The 23,310-nt window shown below is 43.5% G+C and carries 21 protein-coding genes; 18 read left to right on the top strand and 3 right to left on the bottom strand.

The window, feature by feature from the left end:
* The first annotated feature begins 82 nt into the window (after window positions 1-82).
* Window positions 83-568, top strand: coding sequence for a C40 family peptidase (locus tag AC3CIA_RS08165; RefSeq protein WP_488517938.1), 486 nt, complete (start codon window positions 83-85; stop codon window positions 566-568).
* Window positions 569-682: 114 nt separating this feature from the next.
* Here AC3CIA_RS08165 and AC3CIA_RS08160 read toward each other — a convergent pair whose 3' ends face one another.
* A complete protein-coding gene (locus AC3CIA_RS08160; protein WP_004733787.1) occupies window positions 683-1,027 on the bottom strand; it encodes a DUF3802 family protein in 345 nt (114 codons plus the stop codon).
* Between the two features lie 617 nt (window positions 1,028-1,644).
* Between AC3CIA_RS08160 and AC3CIA_RS08155 the strand changes: the two genes are divergently transcribed.
* The gene (locus AC3CIA_RS08155) at window positions 1,645-2,511 is read left to right on the top strand and encodes a fructosamine kinase family protein (RefSeq protein WP_054547752.1); all 867 of its coding nucleotides are present in this window, start codon (window positions 1,645-1,647) and stop codon (window positions 2,509-2,511) included.
* Window positions 2,512-2,622: 111 nt separating this feature from the next.
* Window positions 2,623-2,826 (top strand): CPXCG motif-containing cysteine-rich protein, encoded by a 204-nt coding sequence (locus tag AC3CIA_RS08150; protein WP_054547753.1) that lies wholly within the window; start codon window positions 2,623-2,625, stop codon window positions 2,824-2,826.
* A 184-nt stretch (window positions 2,827-3,010) separates the two neighbouring features.
* On the opposite strand, the gene AC3CIA_RS08145 is transcribed toward AC3CIA_RS08150, so the two are convergent.
* A complete protein-coding gene (locus tag AC3CIA_RS08145) occupies window positions 3,011-3,619 on the bottom strand; it encodes a riboflavin synthase (protein ID WP_054547754.1) in 609 nt (202 codons plus the stop codon).
* 161 nt (window positions 3,620-3,780) lie between these two features.
* Here AC3CIA_RS08145 and AC3CIA_RS08140 point away from each other — a divergent pair, with 161 nt between their 5' ends.
* Window positions 3,781-5,151, top strand: coding sequence for an MATE family efflux transporter (locus AC3CIA_RS08140; protein ID WP_488517937.1), 1,371 nt, complete (start codon window positions 3,781-3,783; stop codon window positions 5,149-5,151).
* Between the two features lie 86 nt (window positions 5,152-5,237).
* Here AC3CIA_RS08140 and AC3CIA_RS08135 read toward each other — a convergent pair whose 3' ends face one another.
* Window positions 5,238-6,080, bottom strand: a complete 843-nt coding sequence (locus tag AC3CIA_RS08135; protein WP_146454258.1) for a DNA ligase — start codon at window positions 6,078-6,080, stop codon at window positions 5,238-5,240.
* Window positions 6,081-6,391: 311 nt separating this feature from the next.
* Here AC3CIA_RS08135 and AC3CIA_RS08130 point away from each other — a divergent pair, with 311 nt between their 5' ends.
* From AC3CIA_RS08130 to AC3CIA_RS08065, 14 genes are all read left to right on the top strand, one after another.
* Complete coding sequence (locus AC3CIA_RS08130) at window positions 6,392-6,721, top strand: STAS domain-containing protein (protein WP_004733793.1); 330 nt, start codon at window positions 6,392-6,394, stop codon at window positions 6,719-6,721.
* Window positions 6,722-6,783: 62 nt separating this feature from the next.
* The gene (locus AC3CIA_RS08125) at window positions 6,784-7,620 is read left to right on the top strand and encodes an OmpA family protein (RefSeq protein WP_488517936.1); all 837 of its coding nucleotides are present in this window, start codon (window positions 6,784-6,786) and stop codon (window positions 7,618-7,620) included.
* Window positions 7,617-9,716 carry an SLBB domain-containing protein gene (locus AC3CIA_RS08120; RefSeq protein ID WP_488517935.1) on the top strand — a complete coding sequence of 700 codons (2,100 nt, stop codon included), beginning with the start codon at window positions 7,617-7,619 and terminating at the stop codon, window positions 9,714-9,716. The genes AC3CIA_RS08125 and AC3CIA_RS08120 overlap by 4 nt, the downstream gene beginning before the upstream one ends.
* Window positions 9,716-10,405 carry a P-loop NTPase family protein gene (locus AC3CIA_RS08115; RefSeq protein WP_488517934.1) on the top strand — a complete coding sequence of 230 codons (690 nt, stop codon included), beginning with the start codon at window positions 9,716-9,718 and terminating at the stop codon, window positions 10,403-10,405. The genes AC3CIA_RS08120 and AC3CIA_RS08115 overlap by 1 nt, the downstream gene beginning before the upstream one ends.
* 593 nt (window positions 10,406-10,998) lie before the next feature.
* The gene (locus AC3CIA_RS08110; protein ID WP_488517933.1) at window positions 10,999-11,991 is read left to right on the top strand and encodes an ABC transporter substrate-binding protein; all 993 of its coding nucleotides are present in this window, start codon (window positions 10,999-11,001) and stop codon (window positions 11,989-11,991) included.
* Window positions 11,992-12,134: 143 nt separating this feature from the next.
* Window positions 12,135-13,034, top strand: a complete 900-nt coding sequence (locus tag AC3CIA_RS08105; RefSeq protein ID WP_054547760.1) for an ABC transporter permease — start codon at window positions 12,135-12,137, stop codon at window positions 13,032-13,034.
* Window positions 13,027-14,259, top strand: coding sequence for a quaternary amine ABC transporter ATP-binding protein (locus AC3CIA_RS08100; protein ID WP_054547761.1), 1,233 nt, complete (start codon window positions 13,027-13,029; stop codon window positions 14,257-14,259). Before AC3CIA_RS08105 ends, AC3CIA_RS08100 begins: the two co-directional genes overlap by 8 nt.
* Window positions 14,260-14,651: 392 nt before the next feature.
* Window positions 14,652-15,056 (top strand): Hpt domain-containing protein, encoded by a 405-nt coding sequence (locus AC3CIA_RS08095; protein ID WP_171308271.1) that lies wholly within the window; start codon window positions 14,652-14,654, stop codon window positions 15,054-15,056.
* A 222-nt stretch (window positions 15,057-15,278) separates the two neighbouring features.
* Window positions 15,279-16,790, top strand: a complete 1,512-nt coding sequence (locus tag AC3CIA_RS08090; protein ID WP_171308270.1) for a sigma-54-dependent transcriptional regulator — start codon at window positions 15,279-15,281, stop codon at window positions 16,788-16,790.
* Complete coding sequence (locus AC3CIA_RS08085; protein WP_171308269.1) at window positions 16,771-17,895, top strand: glycosyltransferase family 4 protein; 1,125 nt, start codon at window positions 16,771-16,773, stop codon at window positions 17,893-17,895. Before AC3CIA_RS08090 ends, AC3CIA_RS08085 begins: the two co-directional genes overlap by 20 nt.
* A 251-nt stretch (window positions 17,896-18,146) precedes the next feature.
* Entirely contained in the window at window positions 18,147-19,523 is a 1,377-nt protein-coding gene (locus AC3CIA_RS08080) for an O-antigen ligase family protein (protein WP_171308268.1), read from the top strand.
* Between the two features lie 92 nt (window positions 19,524-19,615).
* Complete coding sequence (locus tag AC3CIA_RS08075) at window positions 19,616-20,401, top strand: acyltransferase (protein ID WP_017094511.1); 786 nt, start codon at window positions 19,616-19,618, stop codon at window positions 20,399-20,401.
* Window positions 20,394-21,530 carry a glycosyltransferase gene (locus AC3CIA_RS08070; RefSeq protein WP_171308266.1) on the top strand — a complete coding sequence of 379 codons (1,137 nt, stop codon included), beginning with the start codon at window positions 20,394-20,396 and terminating at the stop codon, window positions 21,528-21,530. Before AC3CIA_RS08075 ends, AC3CIA_RS08070 begins: the two co-directional genes overlap by 8 nt.
* Entirely contained in the window at window positions 21,527-22,951 is a 1,425-nt protein-coding gene (locus AC3CIA_RS08065; protein ID WP_171308265.1) for a GumC family protein, read from the top strand. The genes AC3CIA_RS08070 and AC3CIA_RS08065 overlap by 4 nt, the downstream gene beginning before the upstream one ends.
* Window positions 22,952-23,310 lie beyond the last annotated feature (359 nt).

The following is a 23,310-nucleotide window of genomic DNA, read 5'->3' as shown; positions in this document are numbered from 1 at the left end:
AAAGAGATATCCTTAAGTTAGTTCGTATACTAGAAGTCCTTGATGACGTTTTTATTTCAGTTTTTTGTCAGAAGAGTTACATATGAAATTCAGAAAAATGGCTGTAGTTACAATAACTTTAGCAACATTGGCTGCTTGTAGCTCGACTCCACACCCTTCTCAGCTTAGTCAAACCGCACAGAAACCCCTATCAAAGTCAGAACAATTGACTACCAATGCGTATATGAGTGTGTATGAGCAGTGGAAAGGTGTGCCATACCATTTTGGTGGAACATCATTTCGAGGCGTAGATTGCTCCGCTTTTGTTCAAATTGCCGTGCAAAATGCAACTCAACAAGCCTTACCAAGAACCACAAAAGATCAGAGTAAAAAGGGAAAAGAAATAGCGTATGGGCAAGCAACAAGCGGAGATTTGGTATTTTTCAAAACATCGATGACGGTACGACACGTAGGTGTGTATTTAGGAAATAATCAATTCCTACATGCTTCGACATCGAAAGGTGTCATCATCTCGAGGTTGGATAACCCTTATTGGGCTTCTAAGTTTTGGCACTTTAGGCGTTTATAGCGGTTTAAAGACTTGACCGCTAAACGAGGTGACTTTTAAAGCTACGACGTAAACGCCTATCATCGTGAACATAATCATCGTGAAAAAATGACTAACGAGGAAATGGACAAATAGTTAGTCGTATTTAGCGACAGCAGAATCAAATAGATTCTTCACTAGCGCGATGTATTCATCTAGAAATACAATTTGCTCGTTGGTCGCTTTCTTAGCCCATACACCCGCTAATACTTCGCCTAAATCCGCTACCACAGCATCGGCTTCTTTCAAAAGTTGAAAACGAACACTCGAATGTAACTCTGGATTTTGCTCAAAAATAGCCATGATGTTTGTTGAAATCATGTCTGTGATGATGTCTTCAACACTCTCATTGCCTGTATCGCCATTACTATTTGTAAAGACATCCAGATTAAACGATAAGTGCTCGATCAGAGCCAAATAGCCATCGGTTTCTACAACCACAATAAATCTCCGTTTTAAGCTCAAGAGCAGATTAATACGCACTTGCTTAATACTATGTAAATGAAGCGATTTGTCATCACTTTATTACCAAAAACCGTATTAAAATGATCCTAGTTAGTATTTCAGCTTAAATATTAAACCAATAGCTGAATATATACGTGTCGCTAGATGTCTGTTGGTCAAGATACTTGCAGACTCAGTACGCCATCATTACTCGGCTATTAAAGAGTCATAAAGAGCTAGCTAGCAAGTTGAGATGATCACGTGCCCTATCGTTAACTATAGTCGTTCAACCTACTCTAATAGCGCATTTAAGTTGATGCGTAGACAATAACAAGCTCCAACTATTTTTCCAGTTTGTTTCAACGAAAACGTTTCGATTGTGAGGCCAGTTCCAAACAATTCTATAACTTTGCCTTGCCAATTTCTGTTTGTATTTCAAAGAGCTTGAATCAGTTCGAGTTCACAAATCAGCCAATTGATTCTACATAAGGTGAAGAACAGATAAGAACATTGACGAGTACGTCTATAAATTGCTCAAATTTATCCTAAACTATGGCTAACAAACAGTATTTCTAACCTTCAATTTTTTAACTTTCAGTCTTTGAGGATTTCCTATGTGGCAGGCCATTTCTCAACAACTTTCAGATACTCTTCTATTTAACTTTCAGATTACTGAACGTACCAAGGTTTCTGGTGGTGACATTAACGATTGCTATATGATCAGCGATGGTAATGAACGCTACTTCGTAAAAGTGAACCAGCGAGAATTTTTACCTAAGTTTGAAATCGAAGCTGAGAACTTACGCTTGTTAAGAGAAACTTCCACCGTTTATGTTCCTGAGTTGGTACTGATTGGTAAAACCAAAGAATGCTCATTCATTATTCTCAATTACTTGCCAACCAAGCCGCTTGATACGGGTAATAACAGCTTTGATTTCGGCGTGCAGCTTGCTCAGCTTCATAAATGGGGCGAGCAAAAAGAGTTCGGTTGTGACCAAGATAATTATATCGGTAGTACGCTTCAGCCTAACCCTTGGCATAAGAAATGGGGTCGCTTTTTCTCTGAACAACGCATCGGCTTCCAACTGCAATTGCTAAAAGAGAAAGGCATTGAATTCGGTGATATTGATGACATCGTTGATGTGGTGAATATGCGTCTTGCTGGCCACAATCCTCGCCCTTCTTTACTTCATGGTGACCTATGGAATGGCAACGTAGCGAATTCAGCCTTTGGGCCAATCTGTTACGACCCCGCTTGTTATTGGGGCGATCATGAATGTGACTTAGCGTTAACGGAATTGTTTGATGGGTTTCCAAAAGAGTTTTATGAAGGTTACCAGAGCGTCAATCCACTCGACGTTGGCTATACTGATCGGAAAGACATTTACAACTTGTACCATCTTCTTAACCACTGCAACCAATTTGGCGGCGAATATTTAGCACAAACTGAGGCGTGTATTCAGAAGATACAGGCCGTTTAATACCAATCACAGCTAGCTAAGTCGTTCTATAAAGCTACTACGATCTATACAAGCTACTGCGATCTTTAAAGCTAATACGATTTGGACAAGATACAGTGAGGAGAATTAGCCATGCATAAATACACAGAGAAACATGTCTCGTGCCCCCACTGTGGGCATGCAATCAGCATAACGCTCGATGCTTCTAATGGGAGCCAAGATTTTTATGACGATTGCCCTGCGTGTTGCAATGCCATTCACCTCGATATGCAGGTGGATGAAGTCAGAGACAAAATTAATCTCTCGATTGATGCAGACGACGAACAAGTCTTCTAACACCTACTCTCTTGTCGAGTTGGAGCTACGCTTCGATTTAGAGCTTCCCCTCGATTTTGAGGCTAGCCTAGAAAAACACAAATACACAAAAATAGAAAAGAGCACCTAATGTGCTCTTTTTTAATATCTTCGACTTTTACTTGGTGTCGCTTTGGGGGCAAATGCTATTGATAAACCGTCACTACTATTTCTGGTTTGCTAGTACGCGTTCAACAGTATCAACAATCGCTTGTGTTTGAGGATCAAACTCAATATTTACTTGGTCGCCTACTTCACGGCCGCCAAACAGAGTGCGATTCAGCGTTTCTGGGATCAGGTGAACAGAGAAACGGTTATCTTCCACTTCACCGATTGTCAATGAACAACCATCCACGCCGATGTAGCCCTTGCTCAACACATACTTCATTGATTCTTGCGGCAGCTCAAACCAAAGCGTACGGTTATTTTCTGTCTTAATCACATCAACGAGGTTACCCATCAGAGTAATGTGGCCAGACATGCTATGTCCGCCAATTTCGTCACCAAACTTTGCTGCACGCTCAACATTCACTTTGTCACCAACATTCAGCTGGCCCAAGTTCGTCAATCGCAATGTGGCTTGCATTAAATCAAAAGCAATCTGATTGCCCGAAATTTCCGTTACCGTTAAGCAACAACCGTTATGAGCTACTGAGGCACCAATTGCTAATCCCTCAACCATTTCATCTGTTAACTCAATGGTATGAGTCTGAAACAGCTCTTTTTTGTTTATTGCAACCAGTGTTGCCATGCCTTGAACGATACCTGTAAACATAAGATTCCTATTTAGCATTCTAATAACAGTTTTTCATAGCAGTTATTGTGACATTTCTTTATGATTCGTCCAGTGGAAGCTTAAGATCATTGCCTCTGATTCCTTCAGAATGTCCTTTCCTACACTATTATTCTAATTTTCCCTCTTATTTGGAGTTGTTTGTGCATCGTTACAAAGAAGAATCCTCGAATCTAATCAAACTTGCGACCCCAGTTTTGATTGCATCTGTTGCACAAACCGGAATGGGTTTTGTTGATACCGTGATGGCCGGTGGCGTAAGTGCTATCGATATGGCAGCGGTTTCGATTGCAGCAAGTATCTGGCTACCATCAATCTTATTTGGTGTCGGTCTTTTGATGGCGTTGGTTCCTGTTGTTGCACAACTGAACGGTTCAGGCCGCCAAGTCAAAATTCCATTTGAGATTCAGCAAGGTGCATTTTTGGCACTCGTCATCTCGTTACCTATTATTGGCGTGCTGTTCCAAACGCAGTTGATATTGGAATGGATGGACATTGAGCGACTCATGGCGGAAAAGACCATCGGCTATATGAACGCGGTGATGTTTGCTGTGCCTGCGTTTTTGCTGTTCCAAACATTAAGAAGTTTTACTGATGGTATGTCTTTAACTAAGCCTGCCATGGTGATCGGTTTTATCGGCTTACTATTAAACATTCCGCTAAACTGGATGTTCGTATACGGGAAACTTGGAGCCCCTGCTCTTGGTGGTGTTGGCTGTGGCGTTGCAACGGCTATCGTCTATTGGGTGATGTTTGCACTGTTGTTCGCCTATGTTTTAACATCAAAGCGTTTGGCTAAAATCAACATCTTCGGGACGTTCCACAAACCTCAACTTAAAGCTCAAATTCGTTTGTTTAGACTTGGTTTTCCAGTTGCTGCCGCTATCTTCTTCGAGGTCACGCTATTCGCTGTGGTTTCCTTATTAGTTGCCCCATTAGGTTCATTGGTTGTTGCCGCTCACCAAGTCGCGATTAACTTCTCTTCTCTCGTATTTATGATTCCAATGAGTATCGGTGCCGCCGTGAGTATTCGTGTTGGCCATAAGCTTGGTGAAAACAACACTGAAGGTGCGAAGATCGCAACACACGTGGGTATCATCGTCGGTTTGGTAACAGCCTTTATGACAGCGGCATTAACAGTATTGTTTAGAGAGCAGGTTTCGTTACTTTACACAGAGAACACGGCAGTAGTTACCGTTGCAATGCAATTGCTGTTGTTCGCTGCGGTTTATCAATGCACCGATGCAATCCAAGTTATCGCTGCAGGTGCTTTGCGTGGATACAAAGACATGCGTTCGATCTTCAACATTACCTTCGTAGCGTATTGGTTACTTGGTCTTCCTATCGGCTACATCTTAGGAATGAAAGATTGGATTGTTGAACCTATGGGCGCACATGGCTTCTGGATTGGTTTCATTGTCGGCCTAACATCAGCTGCCATTATGCTCGGTATGCGTTTGCATTGGATGCATAAACAAGACGATCATGTTCAGCTAGAGTTTAGCTCTCGTTAGAAACCGGTATCGCCGTTATCACATACAAAAAGAGCTCTGATTTTCAGGGCTCTTTTTGCTTACGGCTGTAAATGATTTAGGGGAGATTAGTATTCACTCTTCTCTCTAACAAAGCGCGCAAACTTGGGCTTTCCGTTTTGCGTAAAGCCGTTATACCGGAAGGTGATTTGACTGCCTATTTCAGGTGGTGCGAGTCTCATCTGGTCACTGAACCCGCTTCCAATATAAAATTCCACACCCTCTTCTGTGTGAACCAAAATCGAACCCATCATCCCTTTATACTTCCCTGTTCCACCTTTGTAACCAATAACCGTGGCTTCCGCATCGTGATGCCTTTTAAGCTTTAAAAGGTCATTACTTCGGCCTGCTTGATAGCGACTGGTGATCTTACGAAGCATCAAACCTTCACCATTACTCTCATCGACATTATCGAGTTGATGGAAAAGAGCTTCTTCATTGTGAATCGGTACATGTTCGATGTAGCTGACATGAGGTTCTCCAATCGTACTTACCCAATGCAAGATGTTGTAATAGCGCTTTTGATAATCACCAGCAGCCCCTGGCATATCAAACAACATGAAATCTATTTGGCGCCACGCTACGTCACTAGGCGTATGATCAAGGACGGTAGATTGGACTAAGTGGAATTGACCTCTTCCTGCCCACAACTCCCCTTCGAGATGTACCTTAGGCAAGTTTTTCGTAAACCACTTCGGTGAGTAAATGCGATTCCCGTTTCGAGTATAAAGGTGTTGTCCGTCCCAAAGAGCCCGAATCCCATCAAGCTTTTCACTCTTCCAGTATTCAGAAACATCAATGCCTTGTTGGTATGTATTGGCCAGTACCAAATGGTCGGGAGGTAAATAGGATGAATGAGAAGAAAGCGAACACGCCCATAGAGTTGCTATCGCCAATTTAGTTAATCTCATCATCTGCTCCGTATTGATATCTGTAGTGGTCAACAAACGCCTTTAATCCTAAGCGTTCTGACACGTAGGTAGACAACCTTTGCTAGAAGATGCGATCCACACATCAACCTTATTTAACTTTCAATTTCATTCATATAATTAATGACTTATGGATCTCAAATGTTCACCCATTTTTAGTTCTCATATTGAGAAACCGACTTTCTCAATATGAGATAGAGATTAGCGTTTTATTTAAGTTATTGAAAAATATAAACATAAAAGTTGGCACATTCAGTGCAATTGTCCATACATACTCAAAAGGAGATATCGCTATGGAACTACGTAAGATTGATTTAAATACAACGACACTGACTCTTTCTATCTTCGGTGATTTAGATGCAGCAGGTAGCCGCGATGCTCAGACCGATATTGACGATGTAATCTCAAATGATGGCCACCCTGAAATCGAAGTTGATTTTAGCCAAGTTGAGTTTTTAGATTCATCTGGTGTTGGCGCGATTGTTTACATGTTCAAACGCCTAACTGAGCGTGAGCGCAACATGCGACTTGAAAATGTGACTGGCCAGCCTCTTGAAATTATGAACTTGCTACGCATTGGCCACGCTATTCCAGTAAATTCAAAAAATCCTACAAATTCATGAAGATCCACTAAGCTAGAAGTAACAAAACATAATAATAAAAAGTAAAAACATAGGACGTTGGCATGAAAATACTGAAAAACTACATAGCCCTTTCTCTGTCTGCTTTGGTTCTAGGTGGCTGTACTAGCTACCCTGAACAAGGCACCGGCGGTTTGGCTGAAAGTTATGACTCTATTAATTACCAAAATTCCGACTTTTCTCCTGTGATGCCAGACGAACCTCTTGGTCCTGAACACGGATTACGTTTTGATTGGCAACTGGCTAAATTACATCTTGATGCCTTGATTCAAGAAGGCGCGCGTTGGTGCTTCCCCGCTGCTGTTGTGCAAGCGATAGAGAAGCAAAATCGTATCGCTCGTGAACTACAAGGTGGCCTGCTTCTAGATGCGGCCAACGACCTAGTCATTCAAAGAAAACGCTTAAACGAACTTGAAGTCCAACTGGACTATGTGACCTCACAAGCCCGCTGTGAACCACCAAAAAATGAAAACCAATTTAGAATGCAATTGTCGATTATCGAACAGTTGTACGACCTGCTTAACGTTGACAACCAATTCGCGGAAAACTCTACCGAAGTCAATCCCAAGTACATGGGACGACTTGCCGAGGCGACCACACTACTGAAAGAACATAAATCTCTAGACCTTGTTGTTACCGGCCATGCCGATGCTACGGGTACCGAAAAATTTAACGATGATTTGGCACTTGGACGTGCTAAACAAGTCGAACGCTACCTGACTATTTTTGGCTTAGGTGCTCAGCGAATCAAGGCAGTATCTGTTGGTGAAACCGTCCCCCTTTTTGAGGGTGAGTCTGACGGCACTCGTTTAACGAACCGTCGAGTAAGTATCGAAGTTATCTCCCCTAAAAATGCCGAGAAAATGGGAGGTGGATTATGAAATCATTGATCGCTTTTATCATCACTCTATCGTTATGCTTTACGAATGTCGTGAATGCGAGCGAAGAGTTTTCAGACGCGGTTCAAGTCGGTGACCTTATCCAAGTTAACGTACCCGGTGAAAGTACGTTAAACACAGGATTCCAAGTGGATAAACGTGGCCGCATTACACTTCCTGAAGTTGGCGCCGTATTCGTTGCGGGTTATGACAGCGAGCAGCTTAACAAAGTCGTTCTAGAATCACTGGCAACTGCTTATAAAGATCTTTCGAACGCTTCGGTGTACGTCAAAGAACAACAAATCATTATTTACGTGCAAGGTTATGTAGAGCAGCCTGGCGAATACACACTGGCATTGGGTTCTAGCATCCAAATGGCCCTTTACGCAGCCGGTGGATTACGTCCGGGAGCACAGCTGGACAAATTGATTCTCAAGCGAGGCGCGGACAAGAAAGAGTTTAACTACAAGCGTTTTCTTGATTCAGGTGACGAATCAACGCTACCTACTCTGCAATCATTGGATTCGCTTTTTGTTCCAGCATCGCCATTAGTAGGCAATATTGAACAAGAATTCGATGCTGCCAAGCTTGCTAACTCTGGTGACAGTGCTGACTCTCGCAATTCAATTAAAGTATTTGGTGAGGTAAATGCACCGGGTTCGTTCACTTATAAAGAGAGCACCGATCTTGTCGACGTACTAATGCGCTCGGGCGGTGTGACTCGTTATGCCAGTGTTGAGCAAATACGAGTAATTTCAAACAACACGCCTACGCTATTCAACCTTAAACGTTATTTAGATTCTGGTGACGAAAGCCTACTTCCAATCTTACGCCCGGGTGCAACCATTTTTGTGCCGAAGCAAGAAGAAGAGATCAAATCCGGCGCAAACATGGTTTACGTCATGGGTGAAGTTGCCGCTCCCGGTGCTTTTGAAGGAAAAAGAGACGCCACCTTCATGGATATCCTTGCGAATGCTGGCGGTCCGACTCGATTTGCAGAATCGCGCCAAATACGTGTGATCAAGGCGGATGGCAGAGTCCTTAAATTCGATTTAGCGGCTTACACAGAAGGTCTACCTAATTCTAATCCACCGAGCATCAAAGCCGGTGACGCTATTTTCGTTCCAGAGAAAACCGACATGAACGAGAAGTCTTGGTTGAAAATTGCGCCAGATAGAGCGGTTAACGTTATCGGTGAAGTAAACCGACCTGGTCGTATTGAATGGTCAGATGAAATGAACTTCATGGGATTATTGGCTCACGTCGGCGGTCCTACGTTACGTGCTGACACCTCAAAAATTGAAGTTGTGACGGGTAGAAAGATGGTTGTGTTTAATCTTGATGATTTCATCAGAAATGGCGCGCCACGAGATCTAATGCCGAAAATTCGAGCAGGCTCTATCGTCCGTGTCCACGACTTACCACAAGACCCTTCAGACAATAAATCTCAATGGGTACGTCAAAGCTCTGATGCTTCGATCTATATCTTTGGACAAGTGAATGCGCCGGGTCGTTACCGCTTTACCAAAGACATGCACTTTCTAGACATTTTGTCTGCGGCAGACGGCCCTACTAAGGATGCCGATATACACAACGTTCGTGTCACGCATCGTGATAAAACCTACTCTAAAGTAAGCAAACTCAATCTTTCACTGTACTTTGAAACCGGTGACGAATCATTACTGCCCAATGTAACCACCGGTGACACCATTTATATCCCAGAGAAAGGTAAGAACTGGTTAGACACACCGAAAGAAGAAACAGTTCGTGTGCTTGGTGCGATTAACAATCCGGGTCGTTATGTGTTTAACGACAACATGACCATTTTAGATATATTGGCAGAAGCGGCAGGCCCTACCGACAATGCTTACGTAGAGAAAATTACCATTGTGAATATGTCTTGTTGCCAAGGTCAAGCTCGTACCTTCGACCTTGTTGAGTTCAGCAAAACAGCCAATATTTACAACTTACCTGTGCTACGCGCTGGCGACACCATTTACATCCCAGATCGTCGTGAAAGCTTTATCGAAAAAGCACGTGTCGGATTAGATGACATACTACGTATTACGACCACCATCGTACTAATAGGAGCTTTATAATGACTATTTCAGCGACCCATGCCGAAGTCGAGCAACTGTATTTAGCTTCTGAACTTAACGGACAGAAATCGATTTGTGTGACGGCCTGTCACTCAGGTGACGGGGTAACCTCTGTTGCCACTGCATTAGCGGAACGTTTTCTTCTTGCTGGTCACTCCACGCTTTATGTTGACCTCAACTTATACAACCCCGCTTTCAAAGATTTGAACATGTTAGAAGACGGTCAACAGGGGCAGTTAATAGAACATGTTGAGTCTCATCGTACGTTTATCGGTGTCCCAGCACCTCAAGTGGCATCAACACAGCTTGCTTATAAAGATCCGACAACGTTACAAAAAGTGGTAAATAAATGGCTAGAGAAATACGATCGAGTCATCATTGATACCTCACCGCTTCTCAACATAAACAAAGGCAACATTCCTGCACAGTCTGTTGCGAGTGCTTGTGACAGCACATTGATGGTTGTCGCCTATGGTGAAACGTCAACTCACCACCTAGAACAAGCGAAAAAGCTGCTTGATGCACAGAGTATCAATCTAATGGGCAGTGTGATGAACATGAAACAAACTCCTAGCTTTGCACAAGAGCTGGTAAGACAAATCAATCGAATGAAATTCCTTCCAACTAAACTTCGCGATAGCTTGGCAAACAAGCTGTATCAAAATGAGTTTTTAAACCTGCCGATGTAACTTTTCCGCGCCACTGTAACTTTCTTGTACAACTATAGCTTTCTTGTACAACTGTATGGCTGTCATTGATACCATGACAGCCACCTATCCTATTAAATTTCATGCAGTGACAGCTCTAAATACCCCAAAACCAAATTGGGTGTTTTTGGCGAAATTATTATTGAAAATAAGATTTTAAAAACCATTCAACGCATTTCACACACGCCAACCATGGTCTTACCACCTTTAAATCCCTTCAGAAATCAACAGCCCCATGCCTAACTTTAGCGGTAATGTGACACAGACGGTTAAAGTGCCATGTAAATCGCATCAAAGATGGAATTCGTACGATTATTCCCTAAGATTATAAATAGAGGTGGTTTTTGACGAATTTGTAATAGTTTGACAAAGTTATCCGATGGCTGTTGAAACACAGTGGATGAATTGGCAAATCACACTTCACTGACTTTGCACGTTTATCTATTCAAACTTCACCCATCCCTCCTTCTGCTCAAATGGTTCAAATACACGGAAAGGATCACCATCGAGCAATTTAGATAATCGATTTACCTTGGTTACCTTAGTTGTATTATTAAAGAGAAAGGAAACTCAATATGAAATACAAGTTAAGCTCCGTATTTTTGTTAGTAGCAGCAGCCAGCGGTAATGCTAACGCTGGAGAATGTGGCAGCGTAACAATCGCAGATATGAACTGGAACTCTGCAACATTGATCGCCAATATCGACCAATTCATCCTAGAACATGGTTACGGCTGTGATGCCGAACTTATCCCTGGCGACACCATGCCAACAGGCACATCTATGATTGAAAAAGGTCAGCCTGACGTTGCACCTGAGCTTTGGAGCAACAGCTTAAAAGATGCATTGGACAAAGGTGTCCAAGAAAAACGTCTTCGCTACGCAGGTAAAGCACTTGTGAATGGTGGTGAAGAAGGCTTTTGGGTTCCAGCTTACTTAGTTAAACAATACCCAGAGATGGCAACCATCGAAGGTGTACGTAAAAACGCTAGCTTGTTTAAGCACCCTGAAGACCCAGATACATCAGCATTCTACAGTTGCCCAGCAGGCTGGAACTGTCAGATCAGCGCCGGAAACTTGTTTAACGCTCTTGAGCTGGAAGACAGTGGTTTCACGATTGTTGATCCAGGCTCGAGTGCCGGCTTATCTGGCTCAATCGCAAAAGCTTATGAGCGCGAAGAAGCTTGGTTTGGTTATTACTGGGCGCCAACTGCCGTTCTAGGTAAATACGACATGGTTAAAGTTGACTTTGGCAGTGGTGTTAATGAGCAAGAGTTCCTAACTTGTACCACTAAAGAAGACTGTGATTCACCTAAAGCGACCATGTACCCGCCTTCACCAGTGCACACAGTCACGACAGAAGACTTCGCATCGAGAGCACCAGAGGCTTACGACTACTTCACTAAACGTGGTTTCACTAACGACAAAATGAACTCACTTCTTGCTTGGATGGAAGACAACCAAGCGGATGGTGAAGAAGCGAGTATCCATTTCTTGAGTGAGTTCCCGGAAATATGGCACCCATGGGTTTCTCAAGAAGTGGTTAAGAAAGTTGAAGCAGAGCTGTAAGAGCTTGGTTTAATAACAAGCAATTACGCTTCAATAATACGGAAATAACGTCGCTATACTTGATGTTATTCATGATTCGGAGCCCTTTTCATAGGCGATACCTCATCGCATGAACAAGTGGCTCCGAACTATAAGGATATAAAATGGCTGACACCAATTGGTTATCAAGCTTTCCAGAGATGGAACGCGCTGATTTACGAACCATAAAAAAGACGCTAGATGGCGCATACCGTGAATTCTCTCGTGAATACGGTGAAATGATTGAATCTCTATTTGACCCTCTTCTTTCATTCCTTGTTTGGTTTGAAAAACTTCTTATCTCAACCCCTTGGATTATAGTCCTCGCCGTTTGTACAAGCCTTGTCTACGCCGCGAGTCGTTCTTGGAAACTGGCTTTAGGTTGTGTCGTTTCTCTGCTCCTTATTGGTTACTTTGGAATGTGGGAAGACACCATGCGGACGCTCAGTATCATCACCGTTTGTACCTTGGTTTCGATATTCTTAGGCATTCCGATTGGTATTGCGATGGCTCGTTCAAATCGAGCTCAATCTATCGTTACACCGATGCTTGATATCATGCAAACCATGCCGGCATTCGTTTACTTGATCCCAGTGGTGATGTTACTCGGCATCGGTAAAATTCCAGGTCTAATCGCCGTGGTTATCTACGCTATCCCACCAGTGATTCGTTTAACCAACCTAGGCATACGCTTAGTCGATAAAGAAGTCCTTGAAGCAGCAACCGCTTTTGGTGCGAGCAAGAAACAACGCTTATGGGGTGTTCAACTCCCTCTAGCAATGCCAACGATCATGGCGGGTATCAACCAAACCATCATGATGGCACTGTCTATGGTTGTTATCGCATCCATGATTGGTGTGAAAGGCCTAGGACAACCAGTTCTTAAATCCATCACCAACCAATATTTCACATTAGGCTTGATGAATGGTTTCGCCATTGTTGCCCTCGCAATTCTTTTTGACCGCGCTTCACAGGCATACGCAAGAAGAACCAATGCGCATTTAGGAGGACTCAAGCATGACTAAACCATTGATTGAAATTAGTGGTCTATACAAAGTGTTTGGACCGAAACCGATGTCTGTTATGAACCGAGTTCAGAACGGCGAACACAAAGATCAGATTCTTGCGGACACAGGTCATACCGTCGGTTTAAAAGAGATTAATCTCGAGATTAACCGCGGTGAAATCTTCGTTATCATGGGGCTTTCTGGCTCAGGTAAATCGACTCTAATTCGCCACTTCAACCGTTTAATTGACCCAACGCAGGGTAAAATCATGGTCGAAGGCATTGATGTAATGAGCCTCAACACCAAGCAATTAGAAGAGTTCCGCCGTCATAAAATGTCGATGGTATTCCAACGCTTTGGCTTAATGCCTCATCGCACCGTGGTAGAAAACGTTGCGTACGGGTTGGAAGTACAAGGCATCAAAAAAGAAGACCGTTTAGCAAAAGCCAATGAATGGTTAGAAACAGTGGGTTTGAAAGGTTACGGCAAGCAGTACCCTGCCCAGCTTTCTGGTGGTCAGCAACAACGTGTTGGCCTTTCTCGCGCTCTGTGTACTAACGCTGAAATCTTGTTAATGGATGAAGCCTTTTCGGCACTCGACCCTTTGATTCGAAGTGAAATGCAAGATCAGCTTATCGAACTTCAACAGAAGCTTCATAAAACGATTGTTTTCATCACCCACGATTTGGATGAAGCACTCCGTCTCGGCGATCGAATCGCAATTTTGAAAGATGGCGAGTTGGTACAACAAGGCACACCACATGAGATTCTGCTGAATCCAGCCGATGACTATGTAGAGGCGTTCGTTAAAGACGTAAACCGTGCTCGTGCATTGACGGTTGAAACGGTTATGCAGCCTCCTCTCTATCGAATCACTTCAGAAACGATTGAAGGTGCTCTGGCACAAATGAAGATGCTGAAAAACGATTACGCTTATCACGTAACGGATGACGGCTATCAAGGCCTAGTCACACAAGAGAGCCTACAAGACGCCGTTGAAGATGCCTCTGTTCATGACTTCAGTGATGAGATTTACGAAGAGGTTCCTGCTGTTTTACCTGATGCGGTCATTGAAGAAGTTCTACCAGACACCATGTCTTGTGACTACTCCCTTCCAGTTGTCGACGAAGATGGAAATCTGAAGGGTGAATTAGAGAGAAGCGCCGTTGCTGATATCTTCTCTGAAAGTAGCGAGGAAGAAGTAGAAGCTGACCCAAAGCCAAAGATTGATAAAGCCTCATAGTTCTACTTTTCGTTATTTAAAGCACGGCTGTTTAAATTATCGTTATTTGAGTTACAGGTATTTGGGTTAAAAATATTTAGATTAGCCTAAACTACTTATCCCGCTCTAAGACCACTGTTGTTAATTCACTGCAGTGGTCTTTTTATTTGTATCGGCCTCGTTTTCTCCTGAGCTCTACCCGCCCCTTACGTTTATAGGCACCTAAGTTTATATTTCATAAGAGAAAACAAATTTAAATCAGTCCGTTAGGCTTGTCACAAACCCTGTAGCAATATGAGTGAGATAGTAATTAATTGCTCTGTTTATACGGCAAGCAGTTGAAATTATTCTAGAAAATGACTAGAACTTATTAGTACTCACGGATATTACGCTCAATAGAAGGACTTAGTTTGATGAATTCCACTTTAGCGTCAGACACAGCTGCACATCTAAACTCACAAGAAGTTAGCGAGCTTGTTGATGAAAGCGTTCTAGAGCAAATGATTCGAGATACAAGTGCGGATATTATCCCGATCTTGATCGACCATTACGTCGAAGAATCACAAACACGCTTGGTCGCCATAAAAGAGGCTGTCGCTCAGAAAGACGCTCAAACACTTGAGTTCGAGGTCCACACTCTTGGCAGCACCGCGCTCTCATTAGGTAATCGCCCCTTGGGTGAGTTAGCTCGCGCTCTAGAGAAGCAGTGTTTAGAACATAATCATGATACGGCATTTCGACAAGTTGACGAATTACTAGAGCTCGCAGATCGTTCAATCAAAGCCTTACTTGAAAGAAAAGAGGCTGGTTTCAGTTAACTTTGGATGTTCATCATAAGTATCAGACAAAAACTCAACATAGTCGTTATCAATATAGTCACCATTAACATGTACTCCGGCGTGACCAACAACGCGAGAAGTACATCTATAGTTTGTTAAGAGATTGCATGCGGTAGATAACAAATAAACAAGACTCGTATTGATGGATGCATACCACTATGTTATTGATTGGTTAGGATAAAGTTTCAAAAGGAATACACAATGCGCCCTAAGGTATTGTTAGTTGAAGACTCCACCTCACTCGCCGTACTCTATAAGCAGTACGTAAAAGACGAACCCTACGATATTTTCCACGTCGAAACCGGCGCAGAAGCTAAGATCTTCATTGAAAGGCACTCTCCACAGCTTGTTATTCTCGATCTTAAGTTGCCCGACATGCCAGGTGAAGAAGTACTAGATTGGGTTAGCGAGAATGAAATACCGACCGCCGTCATTATCGCGACAGCACATGGCTCAGTTAATATTGCTGTAGACCTTATCCAACGCGGTGCGGAAGATTTCTTGGAAAAGCCAATTCAAGCCGATCGACTTAAGACCTCTGTTCGCTTGCATTTGAAACGAGCTAAGCTAGAGAACCTCGTTGATGACATGCAAAGCAAGTTTGATCGTGACCGCTTTCATAATTTTATTGGCTCTTGCCTACCTATGCAGGCTGTCTATAAGATCATTGATTCGGTGGCGCCAACCACCGCTAGCGTGTTTATTAACGGCGAAAGTGGTACGGGTAAAGAAGTGTGCGCGGAGGCTATTCATCAGGAGAGTCAGCGTAACGGCAAGCCCTTCGTTGCCATTAACTGTGGTGCTATCCCTCGAGACCTAATGGAGAGTGAAATCTTCGGTCACGTCAAAGGTGCGTTTACCGGTGCGACAACCGACCGTAAAGGTGCTGCAATGCAAGCACACGGCGGTACCCTATTTCTCGATGAGCTTTGCGAAATGGAACTGGAGATGCAGAAGAAGCTCCTACGATTTTTGCAAACAGGTACGTTTACTCCACTCGGTGGTAATCGCGAGATTAAAGTAGATGTCAGAATTATCTGTGCAACCAACCGCGACCCACTGGTTGAGGTCGAAGAAGGACGTTTTAGAGAAGACCTTTACTATCGTGTTCACGTTGTGCCTATCGAGATGCCACCACTTCGTGAACGAGGAAGTGACATTGTGACTTTGGCTAATCACTTTTTGAAATTGTATGCGAAGCAAGACAAGAAGAAGTTCAAATCCATAGACAAAGAAACGCAGAATCTACTTAAACGTTATGTGTGGCCAGGCAACGTGCGTCAGTTGCAAAACATCATCCGTAACATCGTGGTGTTGAACAATGAAACGAGCGTGACCAAAGACATGTTACCGCCTCCGATTAATAAAGTAGACGCGGCTCCAACTTCGAAATCAGTGACACCGATTCGAGTAGCGGCGCCCCAAGCTGCTGTTGTGGAAGCACCCGAAGCTAAGTTGCCACCGATTACTCCTGAAGAGTTGGAGCAATCGTCAGTTGTTCCCGCTAACAACGACCCGATGACGCCCGCATTTACAACAAACGAAGGTGCTATTCGTCCAATGTGGCAAATAGAGCGCGAAGCCATTCAACACGCGATCAATCATTGCGATGGGAATGTGCTAAACGCTGCTGTGTTGTTAGAACTTAGCCCTTCTACCGTTTACCGTAAGAAGCAGGCTTGGGAATCGGAAGATGAGTACAATCAAGCCTAAACAAGGTGTACTCAACGTAAACCTTCATGAGATTTGGCTGTTGATTGACAGCCAAACTTTTGGAGGTATAGAAACACATGTTTTAGAATTAGCACAAGGCCTGATATCTGAAAGCGCTCAGTATTCAGATGCTGTTCGAATCGTCCTTTTGACTAAGTTTAAGCCTGAAGCGATCATCGTTGAAAAGTTAGATGCGCTGCATATCCCTTATAGTTACCTCTCCGATTTAGCCTCTGGCTGTGCGGATTCAAGCAGTAATAGCGCGACACAGCTTAAACGTGCAGTTCAACATTATCAGCCAAGGCTTATCCATGCTCATGGTTACAAAGCCAGTTTGGTCAGCAAGCTCATAAAACTCCCACCTCGTTTAAGCAATACCAAACAAATCACCACTTATCACGCAGGTGAAACCCCAACAGGCAAAGTATGGCTTTATGACTGGCTCGACCGTTACAGCAGCTTCCTTTCTGATCAGTCGCTCGTGGTTAGTGAGAAGATCAAAGCGAAAGTGCCGAGTAAAACCCATCAATTGAATAACTTTGTTAAAGTCCCAACCGGGTTAACAAATGCCCCTTCGTCAAGCCCATTCCATGTTGGTTTTGTGGGCCGATTAAGCCACGAAAAAGCGCCTGATCGATTTATCGCATTAGCTAAACAGTTTCCTGATGTTCGGTTTGAGCTTTTTGGTGATGGACCAGAAATGGAGGATTTAGTTAAATCGCAGCCTGATAATGTTACCTTTCATGGGCATCAAACCAATATGGACGACGTCTGGAGCCAAATCGATTTGTTAATCATCCCTTCCCGCTTTGAAGGCTTGCCGATGGCAGCATTAGAAGCCATGATTCGGGGCATTCCTGTTCTCGCCACCTCCGTTGGTAATTTGCCTCAACTCATCGAGCATCAAGTCAACGGCTACCTCGCCAATTCAGAATCTGATTCAGAAACCGCGTTAGTACTAGAACAGCATTTATCCACGTGGATGTCATTGACGAGTGAGCAACGTGACTCCCTCAAGAATAACGCGATAGAAACCGTCAAACACCAATACTCGCCACAAGCCGTTGTCCCGCAGTTGTTAGAAATCTATCAACTCGACCGTTAATACTCGTCTTAGTAGATAACTGGTTATTTGGACTTGATGATTTAAGTACTTTAGTCAGTTTTATACTGATTCTCAAAATGACAAAACTCAACTCAAGGCTAAGCGCTATCCTAATAATCTAAAGCTAAATCAGTTGGTTAAACAAAATGCATAACTGGCACTCGCTTTGCAATATTTAACATCAGGCGTAACTACGTCTCAAAAGATTGCGAGCCGAGTCATTAAGAGTTTATTTGCGAATAGAGGTCACAATGGTCAACCCTGAAGCCAATAGATTGCCAGTCATCATCACGATCAGCGCCTTGTGTGTCGGGCTCGGTATTGTCTGGTACTTCGTGCCGCATCCCGCTGTTATTGTTGCGCTAGCACTTCTTCCTTTGGCCGGAATGTTTGTTATTAACAAAACCTTTTGGATGGTGATACTGTTCGTTGTCTTTTCATTTTTTCGAATACACGAAGCGATCCCTCAGCTCTATTCGTTAAAAATACCGCTGTTACTCTCGTTAGGCGCGCTTTCCGCTTTGCTATGGCACGCCTTCATCAGCAAAGAACTTAAAATATTTTGGCACCCTACATTGAGCTGGCTCGCGATATTTTGGGCTCTCGTCTTTATCGGTCTGATCTTCGCATCTAACCGTCCAATAGCGTTAGCTGAATTTAAAGGCGTGTATTGGAAAATAATGGTGATGACACTCGCTATCGTGTGGCTGGTAAATAGCGTCGAAAACTTAGCAAAGACATCGACAATCATCATGATGGCCGGTTCGTTAGTCGCACTTATTGCAATTAACAACTCAATCAATGGTATCGGATTAGTCGAAGGGTCACGTGTCACTATTGGCCGCGATTTTGGTTCGATGTTAGGAGATCCTAATGATTTAGCACTGGTTCTTTTGTTTCCACTTGCGTTTGCGCTCAGTCAGACGACCACCCATGGCATTAATGCTTTTAAGCGTGTATTGAGTATTGGTGTCGCTGTATTGTTACTTGCCGCTATCGTTGCAACCCAAAGCCGTGGTGGATTACTTGGTGCGCTAGCAGTCGTCGGGATTTTTGCGTTCAAAGTAATACGTTCAAAATCACTGTTGATCACTTTGGGCGCGATCGGAGCGATTGGCCTTTACTTTGTTGCTGGAATTTCAGACAGAGCATCAGGCGGTGCTGCTGAACAAGGGGTTGATGAATCTGCAATGGGGCGAATCTATGCATGGGAAGCCGCGTTCAAAATGGCACTGGATAACCCTTTAACCGGAGTCGGCCTAAACAATTTCTTTTCTAATTACTTCTTTTATAGTTCGCACTGGGACGGACTGAATCATGCGGTTCACAGTACTTGGTTTGGCGTGCTCGCTGAAACTGGCTTTCTAGGGTTGATTATCTTTCTGATATTGATTGGCTCACTGATCAAAACAATACGCTCGACACTCAAACAGCTTTCAGAGACGACCAACGTAATCGACCCAAATCTCAATGCCGCGGCTTACGCCGTATATGCTGGGTTAATTGGCACCATCGTCTCGGGTACCTTCCTAACACAAGGCTTCAACTGGCCTATCTATATCCTTTCCGCATTGATTGTTGCTGTTGCGAACGTATCTCATACTGCCTGTCAAAATGAGAAAATCTAAAAGCCAACTTGTAACACATTGAAAATAATAAACTTATTAAATGGCACAATATATGAAAGTACTTCTATATAACAAAAAAGAGGATTTTCATTATGACGTCAGTATCTATACATCAATTCAAACATTGGCTTAAGTTTCACCCTAATTCTCGAATTAGAAATGTGTTTATCATTTTGAAAAACATCAGAAGCACAGAGCTACCTACCCCTCAAGTACTTAATCGCTGCCTATACCAAGCACACAAGCTTGTCGTGAATTTGGTTTCTGGTTTTACTCGGTTCTTCTACTGGACACCAGCTTTCAAAGGTCGTGTCGCTCAATGTGGCAAACGTCTGTACTTATACGGTGGCCTCCCTTTCGTGAGCGGTCCGGTACAAATTACGATTGGCGATAACTGCCGTATCTCTGGCCACACGACATTCTCTGGTTGTACCCAACCACTTGAAGGCTTGGAACACCCACTACTGTCGATTGGCAACAATGTAGACATCGGTTGGCAATCGACTATCGCAGTTGGAGGTAAAGTCGTTATCTCCGACAACGTACGCATCGCTGGCGGCGCTTTCCTGTTTGGATACTCTGGACACCCGCTTGATGCAAAACGTCGAGCACTAGGTGAAGGCGATGACCCTCAGCAAATCGGCGACATCATTCTTGAACAAGATGTATGGCTAGGCACCAATGTTACCGTTAAAGGTGGCGTAACCATCGGCGAAGGTGCCGTTATAGCCGCAGGCAGCGTGGTAACAAAGAACATCCCTGCCTTCGCAATCGCAGGCGGCAACCCTGCTCGAGTTGTCGGTCAGATTAAATCCGTTGAAGTGACAGAGTCCGATGTATTCGATTCGTTAGAGACTCATGGAGGCGACCATGCGTGATTTAATCGTATTTGGTGAAGACTTTGGTGGCCTACCTTCATCGACTCAACACTTGGTTCGCCACTTAGCTAAACAACATAAAGTCTTATGGGTAAACTCTATTGGTCTTAGACAGCCAAGATTGTCAGTTAAAGACATCAATCGTGCATTCAATAAACTGACAGGGCGAAGCAACGCAGTTACTCAAAACATGCTGGATCCACAAAATGTCGCTGATTCAAACGACCAAGGCAACATAACGGTCGTGAACTTGAAAACCATTCCTGCGCCTTCTTCTAAGCTGTCTAGAAAACTGGCTCAGCAAATGATGTTACGCCAGTTGAAGCCAGTTATTGCCGAGCTGAAGCTTCATGCTCCTATCTTATGGACTTCCCTTCCTACCGCTGTTGATTTGTGCGGACACTTAGGCGAGTCAGCGGTTGTTTATTACTGCGGGGATGACTTTAGTGCGCTCGCGGGCGTTGACCACAAAACTGTCGCACAGCATGAATTGGAATTGATTGAAAAATCAGATCTGATCTTCGCTGCTAGTGAAAAGCTGATGGGCAAATTCCCTAGTGAGAAAGCTCAACTCTTACCACATGGTGTCGATGTCGGGCTATTTTCTACACCAGCTCCAAGAGCACACGACTTGCCAAGCCACCACCGCCCGATTGCAGGTTTTTACGGAAGCTTATCTCAATGGCTGGATTACGACATGGTCAAACATGTGGCGACAGCAATGCCGGAATGGGACTTTGTATTCATCGGCCCTAATGAGCTTGATACATTGTCGTTGCCTAACCTCGATAATGTTCATTACTTGGGGCCTCGCCCACATCACACGTTGCCAAGCTATTCACAACACTGGGATGTGAGCCTATTACCTTTCGTGGATAACGAACAGATCCGAGCATGCAGTCCATTAAAGTTGATGGAATACCTAGCCGCGGGAACTCCTATCGTGACCACCCCTTTTCCTGCAATGGTTCCTTATAAGAATCACGTTACGTCCGTTGATAATGGACAACAGATGGTCGAAGCTCTCGAGCAAAGCCGTCACCTTGAAAACTCGCCAGTATCTGTTGTCTCCAAAGACAGTTGGCAGAACCGCGGTAACTTCGTACATTGGATGTTGGAGCTATTATGAATAATCTGAAATTGCGGTTATTAGTCATCATCAATGCCATGTGGCGCCAACGCTACGTTATTGTTCTACCAATCCTTATTTTGCCCTTTATAGGCTTTGGTGTGAGCAAGTTGGCTCCGACTAAATATGACGCGCATACCAGTATGTTGATTCAAGAAACGGCCAAGATGAATCCATTCTTGGAAGACATCGCCGTTTCTACCATGCTCAAAGACCGCCTTAACGCGTTGAGAACACTACTTCATAGTCGACATGTGCTTTACTCGGTCGCTGATGAACTGCAATTAACCACGCCCGATATGCCTGAAATTGAGAAACAAGAGATCATTACTGACCTATCTCAACGTCTAACGGTGACTCAGCTTGGAAAAGATTTTCTAAAAATCAGCTTAAGCTCAAACACGCCCGATGGAATGGAAGCGACGCTTCGTTCGGTAAGTGAACATTTTATTGAGCAACTGTTAGCACCAGAACGTTCTTCGATTGAAGACTCAAGCAACTTCTTGAAAATTCATATAAATAAGCGCAGTGCTGAACTTGAAGTTGCAGAAGAAGCCCTTGCCTTATACATGAATGAGAATGTTCATTCGACGCCTGAGGTACAAAGCCAAAGTTTGAATCGCTTAGCGTCACTCAAGCAAACACTGGCAGAAAAAGAGGCCGAGTTATCCGGTGTTGAAAAAAGCTTAGGGTCAATCGATCAACAGCTTTCAAAAACCAACCCCGTGATAGGTCGAATAGAAGATCAGATCATCGACATTCGTAGTGAACTGGCTCTACTTCAAGCAAAATACACAAACAAACACAGTGCCGTACAAGCTAAAGTTCGTGAACTAGACAGACTTGAAAATGAGAGAAAGAGTTTGCTCGATGTAACCCAACCAACGATGAACAGCGACCAGCTTTGGGACATTGCAAGTAGCACGACACTGAACAAACTGTCGGATACCCAACCTCTTTTGGTCACCCAGCTACACAGCTTACAACTGGTTCGAGCTCGCTTTGAGTCTTTAACTGAAGAGACTAAAAGCCTTCGTACTATGATTTTTGAATTAGAACACAAGGCGAATAACTTCGGCGAAAATGCAAAAGAGATGTACCGTCTTAAGCGACAAGTTGAAATTAAGCGCCAACTATACGATGAACTGACAGAGCGTTATGAAATGGCTCAATTAACGGGTTCGCTTGGTGTATTCGAGCAAAACAAACGTGTGAAGATTATCGATTTACCCTTCACGCCTAGTATCAAATCTAACATACCTTCTTTTGTGTTTGTTCTGGCTGGTTTCGTTGCCGGTATCGGCCTTGGCATTGGGTTAGCGATATTGTTTGAGCTGTTTGACTCTTCAATCAAGCGTAAAGATGAAATTGAAGACATCTTAGGTGTTCCCGTAATTACCGTTATCCCTAAAATGAGTTGATTAGCCTTAAAGCTATTTTTAACTTGCTAGCTTCTTAGCTTCTTAGCTTCTTAGCTTCGTGCTTTCTAGTGTCCAAATACTAAACGCCAACACTCGGTTGGCGTTTTGCTTTTATAAAGCCCCAATTATTAATCCCACTTTCGACTTCCCAAAGCGCCACGATTCAAATAGTCATTCACTCGTATCTTGTTTTGATTCCCATTTTGAGAAACGAAAATCTCCCTAGAATCATTCACCATAAACCACTGAAATATAATAATTATTTAATTGGCACAACTCCTGCAATCTCCTTGTGTAGTCAAACGTTTTAAAGAAGTTACTTCAAGAGAAACGTCAGAAAGGCGAAACAAGAATTATAA

It is taken from the genome of Vibrio sp. QJM3NY_27, assembly GCF_057785955.1.
The sequence above is the reverse complement of the archived record's forward strand: the minus strand, read 5'-3'. Positions and strand labels throughout refer to the sequence as shown.

What these genes read in the sequence shown, in the direction of transcription:
- AC3CIA_RS08165 (WP_488517938.1), top strand. Translation starts at nt 83, where the DNA reads ATGAAATTCAGAAAAATGGCTGTAGTTACAATAACTTTAGCAACATTG.
- AC3CIA_RS08155 (WP_054547752.1), top strand. Translation starts at nt 1,645, where the DNA reads ATGTGGCAGGCCATTTCTCAACAACTTTCAGATACTCTTCTATTTAAC.
- AC3CIA_RS08150 (WP_054547753.1), top strand. Translation starts at nt 2,623, where the DNA reads ATGCATAAATACACAGAGAAACATGTCTCGTGCCCCCACTGTGGGCAT.
- AC3CIA_RS08145 (WP_054547754.1), bottom strand. Translation starts at nt 3,619, where the DNA reads ATGTTTACAGGTATCGTTCAAGGCATGGCAACACTGGTTGCAATAAAC.
- AC3CIA_RS08135 (WP_146454258.1), bottom strand. Translation starts at nt 6,080, where the DNA reads ATGAGATTAACTAAATTGGCGATAGCAACTCTATGGGCGTGTTCGCTT.
- AC3CIA_RS08130 (WP_004733793.1), top strand. Translation starts at nt 6,392, where the DNA reads ATGGAACTACGTAAGATTGATTTAAATACAACGACACTGACTCTTTCT.
- AC3CIA_RS08125 (WP_488517936.1), top strand. Translation starts at nt 6,784, where the DNA reads ATGAAAATACTGAAAAACTACATAGCCCTTTCTCTGTCTGCTTTGGTT.
- AC3CIA_RS08120 (WP_488517935.1), top strand. Translation starts at nt 7,617, where the DNA reads ATGAAATCATTGATCGCTTTTATCATCACTCTATCGTTATGCTTTACG.
- AC3CIA_RS08115 (WP_488517934.1), top strand. Translation starts at nt 9,716, where the DNA reads ATGACTATTTCAGCGACCCATGCCGAAGTCGAGCAACTGTATTTAGCT.
- AC3CIA_RS08110 (WP_488517933.1), top strand. Translation starts at nt 10,999, where the DNA reads ATGAAATACAAGTTAAGCTCCGTATTTTTGTTAGTAGCAGCAGCCAGC.
- AC3CIA_RS08105 (WP_054547760.1), top strand. Translation starts at nt 12,135, where the DNA reads ATGGCTGACACCAATTGGTTATCAAGCTTTCCAGAGATGGAACGCGCT.
- AC3CIA_RS08100 (WP_054547761.1), top strand. Translation starts at nt 13,027, where the DNA reads ATGACTAAACCATTGATTGAAATTAGTGGTCTATACAAAGTGTTTGGA.
- AC3CIA_RS08095 (WP_171308271.1), top strand. Translation starts at nt 14,652, where the DNA reads ATGAATTCCACTTTAGCGTCAGACACAGCTGCACATCTAAACTCACAA.
- AC3CIA_RS08090 (WP_171308270.1), top strand. Translation starts at nt 15,279, where the DNA reads ATGCGCCCTAAGGTATTGTTAGTTGAAGACTCCACCTCACTCGCCGTA.
- AC3CIA_RS08085 (WP_171308269.1), top strand. Translation starts at nt 16,771, where the DNA reads ATGAGTACAATCAAGCCTAAACAAGGTGTACTCAACGTAAACCTTCAT.
- AC3CIA_RS08080 (WP_171308268.1), top strand. Translation starts at nt 18,147, where the DNA reads ATGGTCAACCCTGAAGCCAATAGATTGCCAGTCATCATCACGATCAGC.
- AC3CIA_RS08075 (WP_017094511.1), top strand. Translation starts at nt 19,616, where the DNA reads ATGACGTCAGTATCTATACATCAATTCAAACATTGGCTTAAGTTTCAC.
- AC3CIA_RS08070 (WP_171308266.1), top strand. Translation starts at nt 20,394, where the DNA reads ATGCGTGATTTAATCGTATTTGGTGAAGACTTTGGTGGCCTACCTTCA.
- AC3CIA_RS08065 (WP_171308265.1), top strand. Translation starts at nt 21,527, where the DNA reads ATGAATAATCTGAAATTGCGGTTATTAGTCATCATCAATGCCATGTGG.